The sequence below is a fragment of the Comamonas granuli NBRC 101663 genome, from assembly GCF_000739995.1.
GTDB lineage: Bacteria > Pseudomonadota > Gammaproteobacteria > Burkholderiales > Burkholderiaceae_C > Simplicispira > Simplicispira granuli.
In genome coordinates, this window is record NZ_BBJX01000016.1 from 43,010 (window position 1) to 61,687 (window position 18,678).

Below are 18,678 nucleotides of genomic sequence, written 5' to 3' on the forward strand. Positions count from 1 at the left end.
CAGCTCCTATGGCCAACCGCGAAGCACTGCGAGAACTCCAGATACGCCTTGCCAGCCGCCTGCAGGCGGCGCGCACCGAAAGCTCATCGGTCTCTTCCTGGCTGGCCGTAGAGGCGGCGGGGAACAAATTCCTGCTGCCCCTGGGCCATGCGGGAGAGATCTTCCCGTGGACCGTGGTGCAGCCCGTGCCCTACACCCAGAAGTGGTTCATGGGCGTGGCCAATCTGCGGGGCGGCCTCACGGGGGTGGTGGATCTCGCGGGCCTGCTCGGCCAGGCGCCCGTGCGCACCGAGCAGGCCTTGTCCGAGGCCAGCCTGCTGGCATTCAATCCGGTGCTGGAGGTCAATGCGGCGCTGCTGGTCGATCGCCTGGCAGGCCTGCGTGGCACCGAAGCCTTTGTGGCCTCCGAGCCGCCTCAGGACGGCACGCCGTCCTTTTTCGGCTCGGTCTATGTCGATGCCGACGGCCAGCGCTGGCAGGAGCTGAATGTGCAGGCCCTGTCGCAAAACAACGATTTCCTGAGCATTAGTGCTTGAGTACCTCTGTAAGGCTGCCCCATGTCTGTTGTCAACAAAATTGCCGATCTGTTCAACCGCAAGCCGGATGCCCCGCAGACCGACGACGGCCCCGTGTCGGCCCAGGATGTATTCAAGCCCTATCAGGCCGACGGCCTGGACAGTGTGCAGGGAGATCCGGATGCGCCGGTGAGCGAGTTGCCTGAGGCGGAGACGCGCGACGACCTGATCTCGCTGCCTCTGCTGGGCCAGGCCACGGCCGCCCGCCATCAGCGCCGCCTTCTGCTGACGCTGGCCCTGGGCGTGGTGGTGCTGGCGCTGGTGGCCGGCTGGGTGATCCAGCAGGCAGACCGCGTGGCGCAGCAACTGACGGCCACGGGCCAATCGCTCATGCAGTCGCAGCGTCTGGCCAAATCGGTGTCGCAGGCGCTGGTGGGCAGCCCGCAAGCCTTCCCGGACGTGGTCGAGAGCTCGGGCGTGCTGGCGCGCAATGTGCGCGCTCTCAATGCAGGCGACGCGGAGCTGGGGGTGCAATCGCTGGGCGAACCCTACCGTCCCGAGCTCGACGCCATCACCCCTCTCATGGAGCGTGCCGAGCGCAACGCCTCCGTGGTCATGGGGCAGCAGAAGATTCTGACCCAGGTGGGCGACGCCCTGCGCACCATCAACCGCCAGTCCTCCGACCTGCTCGAGATTGCGGAAACCGTCTCCTCGCTCAAGCTCCAGCAAAACGCCGCGGCAGCCGAGATCTCGGCAGCGGGCCAGCTCGTGATGCTGACGCAGCGCATCGGCAAGTCGGCCAACGAATTCCAGACCTCCGAAGGCGTGAGCCCGGAGGCGGTGTTCCTTCTGGGCAAGGACTTGAACTCTTTCAAGGAAATCGCCCAGGGCCTGCTCGACGGCAGCCCGGAGCTGCGCCTCTCGGCCTCCAAGGACGCACAGACGCGCGAGCAGCTCCAGGCCCTGATCAAGCTCTACGAAGATACGCGCAACCAGGCAAGCGCCATCCTGGGTAACCTGCAGGGCCTGGTGTCGGCGCGCGAGGCGCAGTCCGCCATCATTGGCGACAGCGAGCCGCTGCGCCGCCAGCTCGAAGCGTTGCAGAGCAAGCTCTCCGCACAGACGGGCGTGGGCGCCGGGCCACTGGCTGCCCTGGTGCTCGTCGGCGCCTTCGTGCTGCTGTGCGGTGTCGGCATTGCGCGTGTGCAACTGCTCGACAGCCGCCATCGCCAGGGCCTGGCTGAAGTCCAGCAACGCGAGGCGCGCCGCCAGGAGCAGGAGGCCAAGCGCATCAACGATGCCAACCAGGCTGCCATTTTGCGCCTCATGAACGAACTGCAGCTGGTGGCCGAGGGCGACCTGACCCAGGAGGCCACAGTGACCGAGGACATCACGGGTGCCATCGCCGACTCGGTGAACTACACCGTGGAAGAACTGCGCCAGCTGGTGGGCAGCGTGCAGAAGACGGCCACCCGCGTGGCGCAGACCACGGCCATGGTGGACAACACCTCCACCGAGCTGCTCGCGGCCTCGACCGAGCAGTTGCGCGAGATCCGTGAAACGGGCCAGTCCGTGCTCGACATGGCCACCCGAATCAACGACGTGTCCTCCCAGGCCCAGGAATCGGCCCAGGTGGCCCGCCAGTCGCTGCAGGCGGCGGACTCCGGCCTGCAGGCCGTGCAGAACGCCATTGGCGGCATGAACTCCATCCGCGACCAGATCCAGGAAACCTCCAAGCGCATCAAGCGCCTCGGTGAATCCTCCCAGGAGATCGGTGAAATCACCGAGCTGATCTCTGACATTACCGAACAGACGAACGTGCTGGCGCTCAACGCCGCCATCCAGGCCGCGTCCGCCGGTGAAGCCGGGCGTGGCTTCTCGGTGGTGGCCGAGGAAGTGCAGCGCCTGGCCGAGCGCTCGGCGGACGCCACGCGCCAGATCTCGGCGCTGGTGAAGGCCATTCAGACGGACACGCAGGACGCGGTGGCCGCCATGGAGCGTTCCACCCAGGGTGTGGTCGAAGGCGCGCGCCTGTCCGACAGCGCCGGCACGGCACTGACCGAAATCGACCGCGTGTCGCGCCGCCTGGCCGAGCTGATCGAGCAGATCTCGTCCTCCGCATCGCGCGAGGCCACGCTGGCCAACGAAGTGGCGGACAACATCCAGCACATCTTTGCCGTGACCGAGCAGACGGGCGAAGGCACGCGCACGACGGCCCAGCAGGTGCGCGAGCTCTCCGCTATGGCCGAGGAGCTGCGCCAGTCCGTGTCGCGATTCAAGATTGCCTGACCGCTAAGAAACCACATACGGGCTCAGTGCAGCCGGGAACCCATCCATGTCAACTCTTGATCCCGTCAATGCGGCCCACGCAGAAGGCACTCCGGTCGAACAGGACCTGGGGCCCTTGGCGTGGGTGCTGGATGAACTGCGCAAGTCCCTCGATGGCGCAGTCAAGGCACTGCGGCGCTTCGTGCACGAGGCCGATCTGGCGCGCGAATCGGACCTTGCCACGCTGGATGTGGCCAGCCTGCGCATGGCACGCCAGCAACTGCACCAGGCGGGCGGCGCGCTGGAAATGGTCGGCATGGCGTCTCCGGCGCTGGTGCTGCGCTCCATGGAAACCGCCGTGCAGCGCTTCGTGCAGCGCCCTGAGCTGTGCACCGATGATGCTGCCGGCGCCATCGAGCGCGCCTGCTTCGCCCTCAGCGAATACCTCGAAAGCGTGCTTGCCGGCAAGGCGGTGTCACCCGTCGCCCTGTTTCCGCAGTACCGCGATGTCCAGGCGCTGACAGGCGTCGAGCGCGTCCATCCGGCAGACCTCTGGCCCGTCGAACGGCGCTTTCGCGAGCCTGATACCCCCTTGTCCGTTGAGCCCCTGGCCTATGGCCCGGCAGCGCGTGGGCGGCTGGACCAGGCGGTGCTGCGCATTGTCAAGGACGGGGATTTCGACGCCGCTCGCGATCTGCGCGATGTCTCTCTGGGCTTCGCCGCTGCACAGACCGATCGCCAGGCACGGGCATTCTGGAAGATTTGTGCCGGCTTTTTCGAAGCCTTCAGCCGCGGGCTGATCGGCGCCGATGTCTATGCCAAGCGGGTGGCGTCCCGCGTGCTGATCCAGTATTCCACCCTGGCACGCGGCGAGGCCGGTGTCGCCGATCGCCTGGTGCAGGACCTGCTGTTCTTCTGTGCGCAGGCCCGTCCGACCGAAGATGCCGACCTGCCCAGCCTGCAGGCGGTGCGCAAGGCCTTTGCGCTGGACCGCAATGTTCCGGTCGATTACGAAGCGCGGCGCTTTGGCCGCTTCGATCCGGCCGTACTGGCTCAGGCGCGCAAGCGCATTTCGGCGGCCGCTGAAACCTGGTCGGCGCTCGCCGGCGGCGACCGCAACAAACTCAAGCCCGCGGCTGACCAGTTCAGCCTGGTATGCGACTCCTTGCGCAAGCTCCATCGCAGCAGCGAATCCCTGGCACAGGCCCTGACCAAGGCGGTCGACCTGACCGTGCGCAGCGGTGAGCCGCCAGCCCCCGCGCTGGCCATGGAGGTGGCCACGGCCGTGCTGTACCTGCAGGCAGCCCTGGAAGAGACGGATACCTCCGAGGAGCAATTGTCCGAACGCTCCAGCCGCCTGGCTGAGCGTCTGGGCCGGGTGTGTGCGGGTGGCGAGCCCGAACCCCTGGAGCCCTGGATGGAGGAGCTGTACCGCCGCGTCAGTGACAACCAGACCATGGGCAGCGTGGTCGATGAATTGCGCGCCACGCTCGGTGAGGCCGAGCGGGCCATGGACCAGTTCTTCCGCAATCCGGCGGATACCAGCCAGCTTGCCAACGTTCCCGGCCGTCTGGCGCAGATGCGCGGCGTGCTCTCGGTGCTGGGGCTGGACCAGGCCTCGCTGGCGGTGCTGCGCATGCGCGACGCCGTCGAGCGCCTCATGCTCAACGAACCCGCCGAGGAGCCCGAGCGCCAGAATACCTTCGAGAAGCTGGGCAACAGCCTGGGTGCGTTGGGTTTTCTCATCGACATGCTGAGCTACCAGCGGGCCATGGCGCGCAAGCTTTTCGTCTATGACGAGGAGCTGGGCGAGTTGCGGATCCTCATGGGACGCACCCGCACCCGGTCGTCCGATACGGTACAGGGTCCGGAAGAAGTCACCCAGCTCATCGAGGAGCGTGCCCCCGTTCCCCTGCCGGAGATTCTGCCGCGCGCAGCCCTGTATGAGACTCCGGCGCCGGCACCGGCCGCAGCATCCAAGGCTGCACCGGAGCCTGCCGTGCCTGCGACCGCCCCGCCTGTGCAGGCGCCTGCGGACTTGCAGGCCGAGTCCGGCCCTCAGCCGCTGCAGGCTCCTGCCCCCGCCGAACCGGCCGCCTTCGATCCCTTGGCCACCATGCCGCTGATGCCGCCTGCGGCACCGGCACCGGCACCTGCCGTGGATGAGGAAGAGGACGAGCTGCTCTCCATCTTCCTGGAAGAGGCCCGGGAAGTGGTGGGCAACGGACTGGCGGCCATCGCCAATTTGCGTGCCGAACCCGGCGATCTGAGTGAACAGACCACCTTGCGCCGGGCCTTCCATACGCTCAAGGGCAGTTCGCGCATGGTCGGCCTGAACGAATTCGGCGAGGCGGCCTGGTCCATGGAGCAGATGCTCAACGCCTGGCTGGCCGAACAAAAGCCGGTGCAGCCCCCATTGGTCGATCTGTCGGAAAAAGCCCTGCAGGCCTTTGCGCGCTGGGCGGACGATATCGCTGCCAACCAGGCCGACGCCTGGCAGGCCAGCGCCTTTGCCGATGCGGCCGATGCCTTGCGTCTGCGCGGCGAGCAGGTGGAGCTGGTGCTGCCGGAGCCAGGCGCACAAGCACTGCTGCCCGACGCGGCGCCCCTGGCACCCGCACTGGCCGATGCCGAACCGGAATCCATGCCGGATTTTTCCGAGACGGCACCGCTGGACCTCTCCCTGGAAGAGCCGGCGTCCAGCGCTCCCGTCGAACCTGTGGCGTTGGCCGAGGACATCGATTTTTCGGAGTTTGCGGCTGCCCTGGAGGCAGCGCCTGCGCCGGAGCCTGCAGCCGCACCCGCCCCGGCAGAGGAGTTGCCGCCGTCCCTGGAGGGGCTGCTGGAATCGTCCCCGGAGGCCGGCATCGATCTGCCCCTCGACGCAGCCCCCGCCGCAGCCGATCTGGAGCCTGCCCTTGCCATGCCTGCGGAAGAAGAGGCGGTGCAGGAGACCGCTTCCTCTGTGTCAGAGGAGGAAGTGCACGCGATCGGGGCCGAGGAGGCGCTGCCTGCTGCTTCCGAGGCCGCAGAGGTCAGCGTGCCTGCAGCGCTGGACGAGACCGTCAAGGTGATTGGCGACCTGCGCATCAGCATCCCGCTCTACAACGTCTACCTGAGCGAAGCGGACGAGTGGTCGCGCCGCCTCGTCACCCGTCTGCAGGAGTGGTCGCTCGAGCCGGACGAACCCATGCCCGACGAGGCCTCGGCCCTGGCCCATTCGCTGGCCGGAAGCTCGGCCACCGTCGGTTTCGAGGCGCTCTCGCACGCCGCGCGCCTGCTCGAGCATGCGCTCGACCATGCCAAGCTGCAGGGGCGCACGTCCGCAGAGGACATGCAGACCTTCCTGGCCGCCGCGGACGATGTGCGGCGCCTGCTGCACCAGTTTGCTGCCGGCTTCCTCAAGCAGGCCGATCCGAACGTCCTGGAGGCGCTGGAGCGCATTCTCGCCACCGAAGTGGTCAGTACCCAGTCGCCTCCCATCGAGGATGCGGAGCACGCCATGGAGGCCTGGCGCATTGAAAATGCCCAGGCCCTGCAGGCCTTCGAGGCCGAGCAGGCCGAGCCGCAGGAGGCTGCTCCGGTCCTCGAGCCTGCGCCCGCCGCTGCCGCCCCGGTACCGGTAGCGCCTGCACTCGCCATGGCGATGCCGGCGCCCCTGGCCGAGCGGGCCCAGAGCGCCGCCGCCATGCCCACCGACATCGATGACGACATCGATGCCGTGGACGTGATCGATCCGGACCTGTTCCCTATCTTCGAGGAAGAGGCCGCCGAGCTGCTGCCCGCGCTGGGCAGCGCATTGCGCCAATGGGCGGCGCGCCCCGACAACCTGGGAGCGCGCTCCGAGGTGTTGCGCGCGTTGCACACCCTCAAGGGCAGTGCGCGCCTGGCGGGCGCCATGCGCCTGGGCGAGATGTCCCACCGCCTCGAATCGGCCATCGAACAGATCGACGTGGACACCGTCCAGACGGCGGATGTCGAGCCGCTTCTGGGGCGTTTCGACAGTTTGCAGGGCAGCTTCAACGCCTTGCGCAGCATCAGTGCGCAAAGCCCGATGGAACCCATGGTGGTGGCGCCTGCGCGCGCCGAGCCGCAACCCGAGGTGGTCGAGGCGAGCCAGGAGCCGCAGGCGCATCTTCCTGTGGTGCGGCCGGTGCTGGCGCGTCCGCAGGTGCTGGATGTCGCACCGGTGCGCGCCACGGCGGGCCACTCGGTGCGCGTGCGCGCCCAGCTGCTCGACCGCCTGGTCAACCAGGCGGGCGAAGTCATGATCTCCCGTTCGCGCCTGGAGGCCCGCGTGGGGCAGTTGCGCAATGCCATGAGCGATCTGACGGGCAACCTGGAGCGCCTGCGCCAGCAGTTGCGCGATATCGAGCTGCAATCCGAGTCGCAGATGCAGTCGCGGCTGGCGCAATCCAAGGATTCGGCCGCGGGTTTCGACCCGCTGGAATTCGACCGCTTCACGCGCGTGCAGGAACTCACGCGCATGATGGCCGAGTCCGTCAACGACGTGGCCACCATCCAGCGCAACCTGCTGCGCGCCATGGAGGGTGCCGAGGATGACCTGATCGCACAGGGCCGCCAGGCGCGCGAACTGCAGCGCGACCTGCTGCGCACGCGCATGGTGGAGTTCGAAGGCATTTCCGAGCGCCTGTATGCCGTCGTGCGCCAGGCTTCCAAGGAAACGGGCAAGCAGATCAAGCTCGACATCACGGGCGGCTCCATCGAAATGGACCGCGGCGTGCTCGATCGCATGACGCCGGCTTTTGAACACCTGCTGCGCAACTGTGTGGTCCATGGCATCGAGGCACCCGGCCAGCGCACGGCCAAGTCCAAGCCTGCCACGGGCACCATCACCGTCGATCTGCGCCATGAGGGCAATGACGTGTCCGTCGAGTTCCGCGACGACGGTGCGGGCCTGAACCTGGACGCCATCCGTGCCAAGGCGCTGGCCCAGGGCCTGATCGCCGCCGATGCCCAGATCAGCGATGCCGAGGCGGCGAACCTGATCTTCACTCCCGGCTTTTCCACGGCCAGCGAGGTCACGGGACTGGCCGGGCGCGGCATCGGCATGGATGTGGTGCGCGCCGAAGTCCATGCCCTGGGCGGACGCATCGAAACCCAGACCGCGGCGGACCAGGGAACTTCCTTCCGCATGGTGCTGCCACTGACCACGGCGGTGACCCAGGTGGTCATGCTGCGCGCGGGCGATCTTGCCATCGGCGTGCCGGCCAACCTCGTGGAGATCGTGCGCCGCGCCCCCGCCCCCGAGCTGGAGGCCGCCTACCGCACGGGCTTTTTCGAGGTCGCGGGGGAAAGCCTGCCCTTCTTCTGGTGCGGTGCGCTGCTGCAGGCGTCCACGCACAGCACCGAGCAGACCACGGGCAAGACCCGTCCTGTCGTCATCCTGCGCAGTGCGGCGCAGCGCATCGCCATGCATGTGGACGAAGTGCTGGGCAACCGCGAAGTCGTGGTCAAGAACCTCGGGCCGCAGCTCTCGCGCCTGCCGGGTCTGGCGGGCATGTCGGTGCTCGCGTCCGGGGCCGTGGTGCTCATCTACAACCCCGTGGCCCTGGCCACGGTGTATGGCGAGCGCGTGCGCACCCTGGGCAGCAGCCTGCCCATGGCGGACGGCGCTGCCGCCCAGGCGGCGCCTGCTGCCGCCGTGCCCGTACCGGCCGCTGCTGCTGCGCCCCAGGTGCCGCTGGTCCTGGTGGTGGACGACTCCATCACCGTGCGCCGCGTCACCCAGCGTCTGCTGCAGCGCGAGGGCTACCGGGTGGCGCTGGCCGCCGACGGCTTGCAGGCCCTGGAAAAGCTCCAGGAAGAGCGGCCTACGGTGGTGCTCTCGGACATCGAGATGCCGCGCATGGACGGTTTCGACCTGGCGCGCAACATCCGTGCCGACGCGAGCCTGCACGACCTGCCCATCATCATGATCACTTCGCGCATTGCGCAAAAGCACCGCGAGCATGCCATGGAGCTGGGCGTGAACCACTACCTGGGCAAGCCCTACTCGGATGACGAGCTGCTGAGCCTGGTCCAGCACTACGCCCAACAGGCGCAGGTCGGCGCTCCGGCGTGAGCGGTAGGGGCGGGTGGAGGCGAGCCCCATGGAGACGCCCCCCGCCACCGCCTGCGCCTGGCTGCTCGACTGCCTGGCGCGCATGGCGCAGGAAGGCGCCTCCGACCTGTTCCTGACGGTCGGGGCGCCGCCCACCCTCAAGCGCCAGGGGGCCTTCATTGCGCTGGAGCAGGAGCCGCTCACGCCGCTGCAGGTGCGCGAGGCGGCCTATTCGGTCATGCGCACATCGCAGATCGCTGAGTTCGAGGCGCGCATGGAGTGCGACCTGGCCTACCAGACCAGCCCCAGCGAGCGCTTCCGGGTGAACGTGCACCAGCAGCGCGGGCAGGTGGGCATGGTGGTGCGCTATGTGTCGCCGCAGATTCCCTCCATCGATGCCTTGCACCTGCCGCCGGTGCTCAAGCAACTGGCCTTTCTCAAGAACGGCCTGATCCTGGTCGTGGGCGCGGCGGGCTCGGGCAAGACCACCACCCTGGCGTCCATGCTGGACTACCGCAACGAGCACGCGGCGGGCCACATCCTCACCGTGGAAGACCCCATCGAATACCTGCACACGCACAAAAAATCACTGGTCACGCAGCGCGAAGTGGGGCTGGATACCCTGTCCTACGACGAGGCCCTGCGTCACGCCATGCGCGAGGCGCCCAACGTGATCATGATCGGCGAGATCCGCGACCGCACCTCCCTGCAGCACGCGCTGCATTACGCCGAGGCGGGCCACCTGTGCGTGTCCACACTGCACGCCAACAACGCCAGCCAGGCCGTGCAGCGCGTGCTCAATTTCTTTCCGGAAGAGGCGCACCGGCAACTGCTCATGGACCTGTCGCTCAACCTCAAGGCCGTGGTCGGCCAGCGCCTGATTCCGGGAGCACAGGGAGCCTGGGTGCCGGCGGTGGAGGTCATGCTGCTGTCGCACTATGTGTCCGATCTGATCCAGAAAGGACAGATCGAGGGGCTGCGCACCGCCATGGAGCGCAGCGGCGAGGTGGGCATGTGCACCTTCGACCAGGCGCTCTACGCGCTGTTCGAGCGCGGCGCCATCACGCAGGCCGAGGCCATCGCCCATGCCGACAACAGAACCGACATGGGCTTGCGCATGCGCCTGGCTGCAGGCGCCTCGCTGGGGGTGGAAGGGATGCAGATGGCGCAGGAGCAAGGCGCCGCGCCGCCCTCCGGCGCACCCCCGTAGGCATCACGCTGCCTTGACCACGGCGTAGCGCTGCAGCGTGCGCGTGCGCGCGGCCGCATGGTCCACGATGGGCAAGGGGTAGTCGCGCCCCAGCACCACGCCAGCGGCCTGCAGCTCCAGGGGCGAGGCCTCCCAGGGCGCATGCAGCGCCGCATCGGGCAGCGCGGCCAGCTCGGGCAGGTAGCGGCGGATGAAGCGGCCCTGCGGGTCGAATTTGCGGCTCTGCGTCACCGGGTGGAAGATGCGGAAATACGGCTGGGCGTCGCAGCCGCTGGAGCTGGCCCATTGCCAGCCGCCGTTGTTGGCTGCGAGGTCGTAGTCGTTGAGCTGGCGCGCGAAATAGCGCTCCCCCCAGCGCCAGTCAATCCCCAGGTCCTTGGTCAGAAAGCTCGCGACCACCATGCGCAGGCGGTTGTGCATGTAGCCAGTGCGCCGGATCTGGGCCATGGCGGCGTCCACCAGCGGGTAGCCGGTGCGGCCCGCACACCAGGCGTCGAACAGGGCCTGGGCCGCCGGGCCGCTTTCCCAGGCAATGGCATCGTAGGCGGGCCGGAAGCTGCTTTCGGCCACATGGGGGTGGTGGTGCAGCACCTGGAAGAAGAAGTCGCGCCAGATGAGCTCGCCCAGCCACACGCTGGCGCCGGCGCTGCCCGTGCGCGTGCGCGCCAGCGCCGTGCGTGCCAGCTCCCGGATGGAGATGGTGCCAAAGCGCAGGTGTGTGCCCAGGTAGCTCGGCCCCTTGAGGGCCGGATAGTCGCGCGTCTGGTCGTAGCGGTCCATGCGCCCCAGGAAGTCCTGCAGCAGGCGCTGGGCGCCGCTGCTGCCCGCGGGCAGGGCGCGCAGGTCCAGGTCGGTGGGCGCAAAGCCCAGCGCCTGCAGCGGCGGCACGGGCCGGCACAGCGCATCGGGGCGCGGGGCCAGGGCGCCGGGCCGGGGCTGGATGGGCCAGGGCGCGAGCAGCGCGTCGTCGATGCGCGCCAGCCAGGCCTTGCGGTAGGGCGTGAACACGGTGTACGGGCTGCCGGTGCGGGTCAGCAGTTCGCTGCGCTCGAACACCATGTGGTCCTTGTAGGTGTGCAGCGCCTGGCGCGCACGTGCCAGGGCGGTGCGCACGGCGGCGTCGCGCTGCAGCGCGGCAGGCTCGTCGTCGTGGTGCGTGAACACGGCGTCCACGCCCAGCTCCAGCGCCAGGCGGGGGATTTCCTGTTCGGCCCAGCCGTGCAGCACGATCAGCCCGGCCTGCGGGTGGCCGGCCAGGGCGCGCAGATGCTGGTCCAGTTCGGCGACGCAGGCCTGGATGAACTCCACGCGCCGGTCCTGGCGCGGCAGGGCATCGAGGATGGCGCGGTCGAAGACGAAAGCACAGTGCACGGTGCGGCATTGCGCCAGGGCATGGTGCAGGGCGGCGTGGTCGTGGGCGCGCAGGTCGCGCCGGAACCAGACCAGCCCCGAGCGGTAGGGAGCAGGCATGTTGACCGTAAAATACAAAGATGTCCGCCCATTCTGCGCCCATCAATCTGACGCACCATTTCCTCATTGCCATGCCCGGCATGGAGGATGCGTCTTTCGCGGGCAGCGTGGTCTACCTGTGCGAGCACAGCGAGCGCGGCGCGCTGGGGCTGATCATCAACAAGCCCACGGACATCAAGCTCAAGGGCCTGTTCGACAAGGTGGACCTCTCGCTCGGGCGCGCCGACCTCACGGATGCGCCGGTGTTCCTCGGTGGGCCGGTGCAGACCGAGCGCGGCTTCGTGCTGCACGAACCCCTGCACGCGCCCGGCGATGCCGAGGAAGAAACGGCCTACGCCTCGACCATGGTCATCCCCGGCGGGCTGGAGATGACCACCAGCAAGGACGTGCTCGAAGCCCTGGCCACCGGCGCCGGACCGCGGCGCGTGCTGGTGACGCTGGGCTATTCGGCCTGGGGCGAGGGGCAACTGGAGTCGGAGCTGGCGGAGAACAGCTGGCTCACGGTGGGCGCAGACCTGTCGGTGATCTTCGACACCCCCATCGCCCAGCGTTACGAGACCGCGCTGGGGTTGCTGGGCCTGCAGTCCTGGCAGATCTCGCCCAGGGCGGGGCACGCATGACCGGCTTGCCCGTTCAGCCGGCCGTTCCTGCGCATCTCCAGTCCTTTCTTGCTTTTGACTACGGCCTGCGCCGCACCGGGGTGGCGTATGGCACGCGCCTGCTGGGCACGGCGGCGCCGCAGCGCACCATCGTGGCCGAGGGCGCGGCGCGCTTTGCGCCCGTGGCCGCGCTCATCGGCCAGTGGCAGCCCGATGCGCTGGTGGTGGGCGTGCCCTACCACCCCGATGGCGCGGCCCATGAAAATACCGAGCGCGCGCAGCGCTTTGCCCGGCAACTGCGCGGGCGCTTTGGCCTGCCGGTGTACGAGGTGGACGAGCGCTACAGCACCACCGAGGCGCTGGCCGCAGGCAGCCGCGACGCCGATGCGGCGGCCGCCTGCATCATTCTGGAACAGTTTTTGAGGAGTCTTGCATGACCACTCCCGCTGGGGGCGCACCAGGCAGCCTGGTGCTCGACGCCGAGGCCCTGTACCGTGAACTGCTGCGCGGCGTGCGCAGCCTGCGCGAGCCGCACACGCAGCTCGCGGGCATTGCCTCCGGGGGCGCCTGGCTGGCCGAGCGCCTGCACCGCGACCTGGGGCTGGAGGGCACGCCGGGCGTGCTGTCCTCGTCCATGCACCGCGACGATTTTGCCCAGCGCGGCCTGGCCGCCAGCGCCCAGACGCAGCTCCCGTTCGACGTCAACGGCGCCGACATCCTGGTGCTCGACGACGTGCTCTACACCGGCCGCACCGTGCGTGCCGTGCTCAATGAGCTGTACGACTATGGCCGCCCGGCGCGCGTGCGCCTGGCCGTGCTGGTGGACCGGGGCGGGCGCGAACTGCCCGTGCAGGCCGATTTCGCGGCGGCGCGCGTGGCGCTGCCCGCGCACCAGTCGCTGGCGCTGGCACGCACCGATGCCGGGGGCTTTGTGTTCCAGGTCAAGGAGGCGTGATTCCCGTGCTGCACCACCGCAACCCCCAGCTCAACAAGAACGGCGAGCTCATCCACCTGCTCTCCATCGAGGGTCTGCCCTGCGACATCGTCACGCACATCCTCGACACGGCGGCCAACTTCGTGAGCGTGCACGAGCGCGAAGTCAAGAAGGTGCCGCTGCTGCGCGGCAAGAGCGTGTTCAACCTGTTCTTCGAGAACAGCACGCGCACGCGCACCACCTTCGAAATCGCCGCCAAGCGCCTCTCGGCCGACGTGTTCAACCTCGACATCGCGCGCAGCTCGGCGAGCAAGGGCGAGTCGCTGCTCGACACCATTGCCAACCTCTCGGCCATGGCGGCCGACCTGTTCGTGGTGCGGCACAGCGAGTCGGGTGCGCCCTATCTCATCGCCCAGCATGTGGCGCCGCATGTGCACGTGATCAATGCCGGCGACGGGCGCCACGCCCACCCCACGCAGGGCCTGCTGGACATGTACACCATCCGGCACTACAAGAAGGATTTTTCCAACCTGACGGTGGCCATCGTCGGCGACGTGCTGCACTCGCGCGTGGCGCGCTCGGACATCCACGGCCTGACCACCCTGGGCTGCGCCGAGGTGCGCGTGGTGGGGCCGCGCACCCTGGTGCCCGCCACCATGGCCGACATGGGCGTGCGCGTGTTCCACACGCTGGAGGAGGGCATCAAGGACTGCGACGTGGTCATCATGCTGCGCCTGCAGAACGAGCGCATGAGCGGCGCGCTGCTGCCTTCGAGCCAGGAGTATTTCAAGAGCTTCGGCCTCACGCCGGAGAAGCTGCGCCTGGCCAAGCCGGACGCCATCGTCATGCACCCCGGCCCCATCAACCGCGGCGTGGAGATCGACTCCGCCGTGGTCGATGGCCCGCAGAGCGTGATCCTGCCGCAGGTGACCTTCGGCATCGCCGTGCGCATGGCGGTGATGTCCATCGTGGCCGGGAACGAGGCATGACCTTGGCCGCTATTGCTCCTGTTTTCATAGCTGCTGGCGCTCGTCCCATAAGCGCTAGAGGCCTATTTCGCTTGAAATCATGAAAATCCTGATCCAGAACGGCCGCGTGATCGACCCCGCCAGTGGCTTCGACAAGGTGTGCGACATCGCGCTGGCGGCGGGCCGCATCGTGGGCCTGGGGCGCGTGCCGCCCGACTTCGCGCCCACGCGCAGCATCGACGCCACGGGCTGCCTGGTGTTGCCGGGCCTGGTGGACCTGGCCGCGCGCCTGCGCGAGCCCGGCCACGAGCACGAGGGCATGCTCGAATCCGAGATGGCCGCGGCCGTCGCCGGCGGCGTGACCAGCCTGGTGTGCCCGCCCGACACCGACCCGGTGCTCGACGAGCCCGGCCTGGTCGAAATGCTCAAGTTCCGCGCCGAAAAGCTGCACCAGGCGCGCCTGTTCCCGCTCGGGGCGCTCACGCGCGGCCTGGCTGGCGAAGTGCTGACCGAGATGGCCGAACTCACCGAGTCGGGCTGCGTGGGCTTTGGCCAGGCCGATGTGGCCCTGGCCAGCACCCAGGTGCTGCAGCGCGCGCTGCAGTACGCCGCCACCTTCGGCTACACCGTGTGGCTGCGCCCGCAGGAGCTGCACCTGGGCCAGGGCGTGGCGGCCAGCGGGCCGCTGGCCACGCGCCTGGGGCTGTCGGGCATCCCGGTGGCGGCAGAGACGATTGCGCTGCACACCATCTTCGACCTGCTGCAGGCCACGGGCGCCAGCGTGCACCTGTGCCGCCTCTCCAGCGGCGCGGGGGTGGAGCTGGTGCGCGCGGCCAAGGCGCGCGGCCTCCAGGTCACTTGCGACGTGAGCATCAACTCCCTGCACCTGACGGACCAGGACATCGGCTACTTCGACAGCCGCGCCCGCCTGGTGCCGCCGCTGCGCCAGCCGCACGACCGCGCGGCGCTGCGCGCGGCGCTCAAGGACGGCACCATCGACGCGCTGGTCTCGGACCACAACCCGGTGGACGAAGACGCCAAGACCCTGCCCTTTGCCGAGGCCGAGCCCGGCGCCACCGGCCTGGAGCTGCTGCTGAGCCTGGCGCTGCAATGGGCGCAGGACGACAGCGTGCCGCTGCAGCGCGCCCTGGCCGTCGTCACCAGCGCCCCGGCGGCCGTGCTGGGCAATGCCCTGGGCACGCTGCAGGCGAGCGTGGGGCGCCTGGTCGAAGGCGGCGTGGGCGACGTCTGCATCGTGGACCCGGGGGCCTCCTGGCGCGCCGAGCCGCGGGAACTGCGCAGCCAGGGCAAGCACACGCCGTTCTCGGCGGTGGCGCTGCCGGCGCGCGTGCGCTGCACCCTGGTGGGCGGGCAGGTGGCGTTCGACCGGGCCTGAGCGCCCGGCATCAGCCCGCGGGGGAGGGGGTGCTTATGCCCGTGCGCCGCCTGGTGGCCTGCTGGCGCGTGCTGCGCATGGCCGTGCACCTGCTGTGCGGCCATGCCACCGTCATGTGGCGCTTTCCGCGGCTCTCGGCCGCCGCGCGCGCGGCCTATGTGCAGGGTTGGGCGCTGGCGCTGCTGCGCCACGGCGGCATGCGCGTGGTGGTGCAGGGCCGGCCCCAGGTGCGCGGGCCGGTGGTCTGGGTGGCCAACCATATTTCCTGGCTCGACATCCCGGTGCTGCACGCCATAGGCTACTGCCGCTTCGTCTCCAAATCCTCGGTGCAGCGCTGGCCCCTCATCGGCGCCGCAGCGACGGCCATGGGCACGCTGTACATCGAGCGCAGTTCACGGCGCGATGCGCTGCGCACCGTGCGCGCCATGCAGGCGGCGCTGGCGCAGGGCGATGTGCTGGCCGTCTTTCCCGAAGGCACCACGGGCGACGGCCGGCGCCTGCTGCCCTTTCACGCCAACCTGCTGCAGGCGGCCGTGCAGGCGCAGGTGGCGGTGCAGCCGCTGGGGCTGCGCTTCGTGCACCGGCGCACGGGCCAGGCCTGCTACTACCCGAGCTACAAGGGCGAGGGCTCGGTGTGGCGCTCGGTGTGGCGCACGCTCTCGTGCGAGGCGCTCGACGCGGTGGTGAGCTTCGGCCCGCCCGAGATGGCCCGCGGGCGTGAGCGCCGCGTCTGGGCGCAGGACCTGCACGCCACGGTGGACGCGCTGCGCCACGCCGGTGCGGCAGATGCCGCAGGCCTCACGGAGCCGGCCGGAAAAACGCATCCAGCACCGGCACCAGGCCCGCAAACTCCTGGGCAAAGCGCTGCCGGTTGACGAAATACGCCTCGCAGGCCACGGCGAAGAATTCGGCCTCCGATGTGGCGCCGTAGGCGTCCAGCCAGGGCCAGGGGGCGCCGAAGCGCTCGGCCTTGATCACGGCCTCGCGGAACTGGGCGTAGGCGGGCTCCCAGGTGGCCCACCAGGCCTCGTGCGCGGCGCGGGCGCTGTGCGTGCCCAGAAAGCCCGCGGGCAGCGGCGGGCAGCCGTTGGGGCTGCCGCTGCGCATGTCCAGCTTGTGCACGAACTCGTGCACCACCACGTTGGTGCCGCGCTGGGCGCTGTGGCCGGCGTCTTCCACATGCTGCCAGCTCAGCATCACCGGGCCGCGTTCCATGGCCTCGCCGGCCAGCACCTCGGTGTAGTGGTGCATCACGCCCGCTTCGTCCAGGTGCGCCCGCCGCGCGATGGCCTCGCCGGGGTGTACGACGATGGTCACGAAGTCGTCGTACCAGCCCAGGGCGGCGCGCGGATCGCCCCAGTGCAGCAACGGCAGGCAGGCCTGGGCGGCGATGTCTATGGCCATGGCGTCGGTCACTTGCAGGCCGTGCGCGCCGTGGAACTGCTTGCCGTCCAGGAACAGCGCGCTGAGCGCGCGCAGCTTGCCTTGCTCGGGCAGGTCCAGCGCGGCCAGGAAGGGGTGGCGCTGCAGGGTCTGCAGCCACAAGCCGGCCGGGATGTCGGGCACGGGGGCCAGGGTGGTGCGCAGGCGGTTGCGCAGGCGGTTGAAAAAGGCGGGCATCGCCGTCAGGTGGGGGCGATGGCGATGCGTTCCAGCCCTGCGGCGCTTAGGCGCAGCACATCGGCGCGCGGCGGGTGCGCGGCCAGGTCCCAGTCGCTGAGCACCGTGCGTGCCAGACCGGGGCCCAGAGCGTGCTCGCCCGGGCGGTGGGTGTGGCCGTGCACCAGGGTGCCGGCCTGGGCCGCCTGCAGCCAGGCCGCGGCGGCAGCGGCGTCCACATCGGCGTACACGGCGCCGGACTGTTTGCGCGCCTCGCTCTCGGTGCGGATCGCGCGCGCCTGCGCGCGGCGCTGGGCCAGGGGCTGGGCCAGAAAGCGCTGCTGCCAGGCCTGGCTGCGCGCCTGCTGGCGAAAGCGCTGGTAGTCCACATCCTGAAGGCACAGCGCGTCGCCATGGCTCAGCAGCAGGCGCCGGCCCTGCCAGATCAGTACCGTGGGGTCGTGCAGCAGGCGCGCGCCCGTGTGCCGGGCAAAGCGCGCGCCGATGAGGAAATCACGGTTGCCGTGCAGGAAGAACAGCGCGTGCCGGCGGCTGGCGGCCTGCAGCAGGGCGCAGGCCTGGGCCTCGAAGCTGCCGGACTCGTCCAGCACATCGTCGCCCACCCAGACCTCGAACAGGTCACCCAGGATGAAGAGCGCGTCCGCCGGCGTGGTCTGCAGGTAGTGGCGCCACGCGGCCAGGGTGGCCGGTTCACTGGCCTGCAGGTGCAGGTCCGACAGAAAATCGACCGTGCGCCAGTGCGCGGGAGCGGCGAGCTCCTCGCACCGGGGCACGGTCGCGGTCATCGCGCGCGCCGCGGGCTCAGAGGGCCACGGCCTTGTCGATCACCACGGGGTCGAAGGGCACGTCGTCGTGGAAGCCCTTGCGCGTGGTGCGCACCTTGCGGATGGCGTCCACCACGTCCTGGCCCTGGATGACCTTGCCGAAGACCGCGTAGCCCCAGCCCTGGGGCGTGGGCGAGGTGTGGTTGAGGAAGGCGTTGTCCACCACGTTGATGAAGAACTGCGCCGTGGCGCTGTGCGGGTCGTTGGTGCGCGCCATGGCGATGGTGTAGGCATCGTTCTTCAGGCCGTTGGCAGCCTCGTTCTCGATGGGCGCGAGCGTGGGCTTTTGCTTCATGTCGGCGGTGAAGCCGCCGCCCTGGATCATGAAGCCCTTGATCACGCGGTGGAACACCGTGCCGTCGTAGTGGCCCTGCTTGACGTAGGTGAGGAAGTTCTCGGTGCACTTGGGCGCGTGGGCGGCGTCCAGCTCCAGGGTGATGACGCCCGGGGTGGCGGTGTCGGCCACGTGGATGGTGACGTGCAGTTCGACTTGCGGGTTGCTCATGGCGGTTTCCTTGTCTTGTTACTTGACCAGCGTGGCCGAGGTGATGGTGACGGGGGTGGTGGGAACGTCCTGGTACGGGCCGCGGCTGCCCGTGGCCACGGCCTTGATCTTGTCGACCACGCCCTGGCCCTCGACCACCTTGCCGAACACGGCGTAGCCGAAGCCGTCGGGGTTGGGGGCGTTGAGCATGGCATTGTCCTTCACGTTGATGAAGAACTGCGCGGTGGCCGAATTCGGGTTGGCCGTGCGCGCCATGGCGATGGTGTAGGGCTCGTTCTTCAGGCCGTTGCCCGCTTCCAGGGGGA

Annotated in this window: 15 protein-coding genes; 10 read left to right on the forward strand and 5 right to left on the reverse strand. The window is 69.2% G+C overall.

The genetic code is table 11. The features are described 5' to 3' along the window. Positions 1-8 precede the first annotated feature (8 nt). From CGR01S_RS14555 to CGR01S_RS14570, 4 genes are read left to right on the forward strand one after another with little or no spacing between them, the layout of a single operon-like run. The gene (locus CGR01S_RS14555; RefSeq protein WP_042428786.1) at positions 9-536 is read left to right on the forward strand and encodes a chemotaxis protein CheW; all 528 of its coding nucleotides are present in this window, start codon (positions 9-11) and stop codon (positions 534-536) included. Between the two features lie 21 nt (positions 537-557). Then, complete coding sequence (locus CGR01S_RS14560) at positions 558-2,804, forward strand: methyl-accepting chemotaxis protein (protein ID WP_042428789.1); 2,247 nt, start codon at positions 558-560, stop codon at positions 2,802-2,804. 46 nt (positions 2,805-2,850) lie between these two features. After that, entirely contained in the window at positions 2,851-8,868 is a 6,018-nt protein-coding gene (locus tag CGR01S_RS14565) for a hybrid sensor histidine kinase/response regulator (RefSeq protein ID WP_042428792.1), read from the forward strand. Positions 8,869-8,896: 28 nt separating this feature from the next. Next, positions 8,897-10,057 (forward strand): PilT/PilU family type 4a pilus ATPase, encoded by a 1,161-nt coding sequence (locus tag CGR01S_RS14570; RefSeq protein ID WP_084690722.1) that lies wholly within the window; start codon positions 8,897-8,899, stop codon positions 10,055-10,057. Between the two features lie 3 nt (positions 10,058-10,060). On the opposite strand, the gene CGR01S_RS14575 is transcribed toward CGR01S_RS14570, so the two are convergent. Beyond that, positions 10,061-11,527, reverse strand: a complete 1,467-nt coding sequence (locus CGR01S_RS14575) for a cryptochrome/photolyase family protein (protein WP_042428850.1) — start codon at positions 11,525-11,527, stop codon at positions 10,061-10,063. A 20-nt stretch (positions 11,528-11,547) separates the two neighbouring features. Here CGR01S_RS14575 and CGR01S_RS14580 point away from each other — a divergent pair, with 20 nt between their 5' ends. The 6 genes from CGR01S_RS14580 (at position 11,548) to CGR01S_RS14605 (ending at position 16,299) form a co-directional block, all read left to right on the forward strand. Beyond that, entirely contained in the window at positions 11,548-12,147 is a 600-nt protein-coding gene (locus CGR01S_RS14580; RefSeq protein ID WP_042428796.1) for a YqgE/AlgH family protein, read from the forward strand. Next, positions 12,144-12,563: a Holliday junction resolvase RuvX gene (gene ruvX / locus CGR01S_RS14585; protein WP_042428799.1), complete on the forward strand. Its 420-nt coding sequence runs from the start codon at positions 12,144-12,146 to the stop codon at positions 12,561-12,563. The genes CGR01S_RS14580 and ruvX overlap by 4 nt, the downstream gene beginning before the upstream one ends. Further along, positions 12,560-13,081 (forward strand): bifunctional pyr operon transcriptional regulator/uracil phosphoribosyltransferase PyrR, encoded by a 522-nt coding sequence (gene pyrR / locus CGR01S_RS14590; RefSeq protein WP_042428801.1) that lies wholly within the window; start codon positions 12,560-12,562, stop codon positions 13,079-13,081. Before ruvX ends, pyrR begins: the two co-directional genes overlap by 4 nt. 5 nt (positions 13,082-13,086) lie before the next feature. Further along, entirely contained in the window at positions 13,087-14,049 is a 963-nt protein-coding gene (locus tag CGR01S_RS14595; protein ID WP_042428852.1) for an aspartate carbamoyltransferase catalytic subunit, read from the forward strand. A gap of 79 nt (positions 14,050-14,128) precedes the next feature. Next, entirely contained in the window at positions 14,129-15,424 is a 1,296-nt protein-coding gene (locus CGR01S_RS14600) for a dihydroorotase (RefSeq protein ID WP_042428804.1), read from the forward strand. A gap of 35 nt (positions 15,425-15,459) precedes the next feature. After that, positions 15,460-16,299, forward strand: a complete 840-nt coding sequence (locus tag CGR01S_RS14605) for a lysophospholipid acyltransferase family protein (protein ID WP_084690724.1) — start codon at positions 15,460-15,462, stop codon at positions 16,297-16,299. Here the strand turns inward: CGR01S_RS14605 and CGR01S_RS14610 are convergent. From CGR01S_RS14610 to CGR01S_RS14625, 4 genes are all read right to left on the reverse strand, one after another. Then, positions 16,223-17,044, reverse strand: a complete 822-nt coding sequence (locus tag CGR01S_RS14610) for a M90 family metallopeptidase (RefSeq protein WP_042428808.1) — start codon at positions 17,042-17,044, stop codon at positions 16,223-16,225. The genes CGR01S_RS14605 and CGR01S_RS14610 overlap by 77 nt on opposite strands. A gap of 5 nt (positions 17,045-17,049) precedes the next feature. After that, entirely contained in the window at positions 17,050-17,829 is a 780-nt protein-coding gene (locus CGR01S_RS14615) for a UDP-2,3-diacylglucosamine diphosphatase (protein WP_042428811.1), read from the reverse strand. Positions 17,830-17,845: 16 nt separating this feature from the next. Then, positions 17,846-18,373, reverse strand: a complete 528-nt coding sequence (locus CGR01S_RS14620; protein ID WP_042428814.1) for a peptidylprolyl isomerase — start codon at positions 18,371-18,373, stop codon at positions 17,846-17,848. Positions 18,374-18,391: 18 nt separating this feature from the next. Then, a partial coding sequence (locus CGR01S_RS14625; RefSeq protein ID WP_042428817.1) for a peptidylprolyl isomerase occupies positions 18,392-18,678 on the reverse strand: 287 nt, incomplete at its 5' end.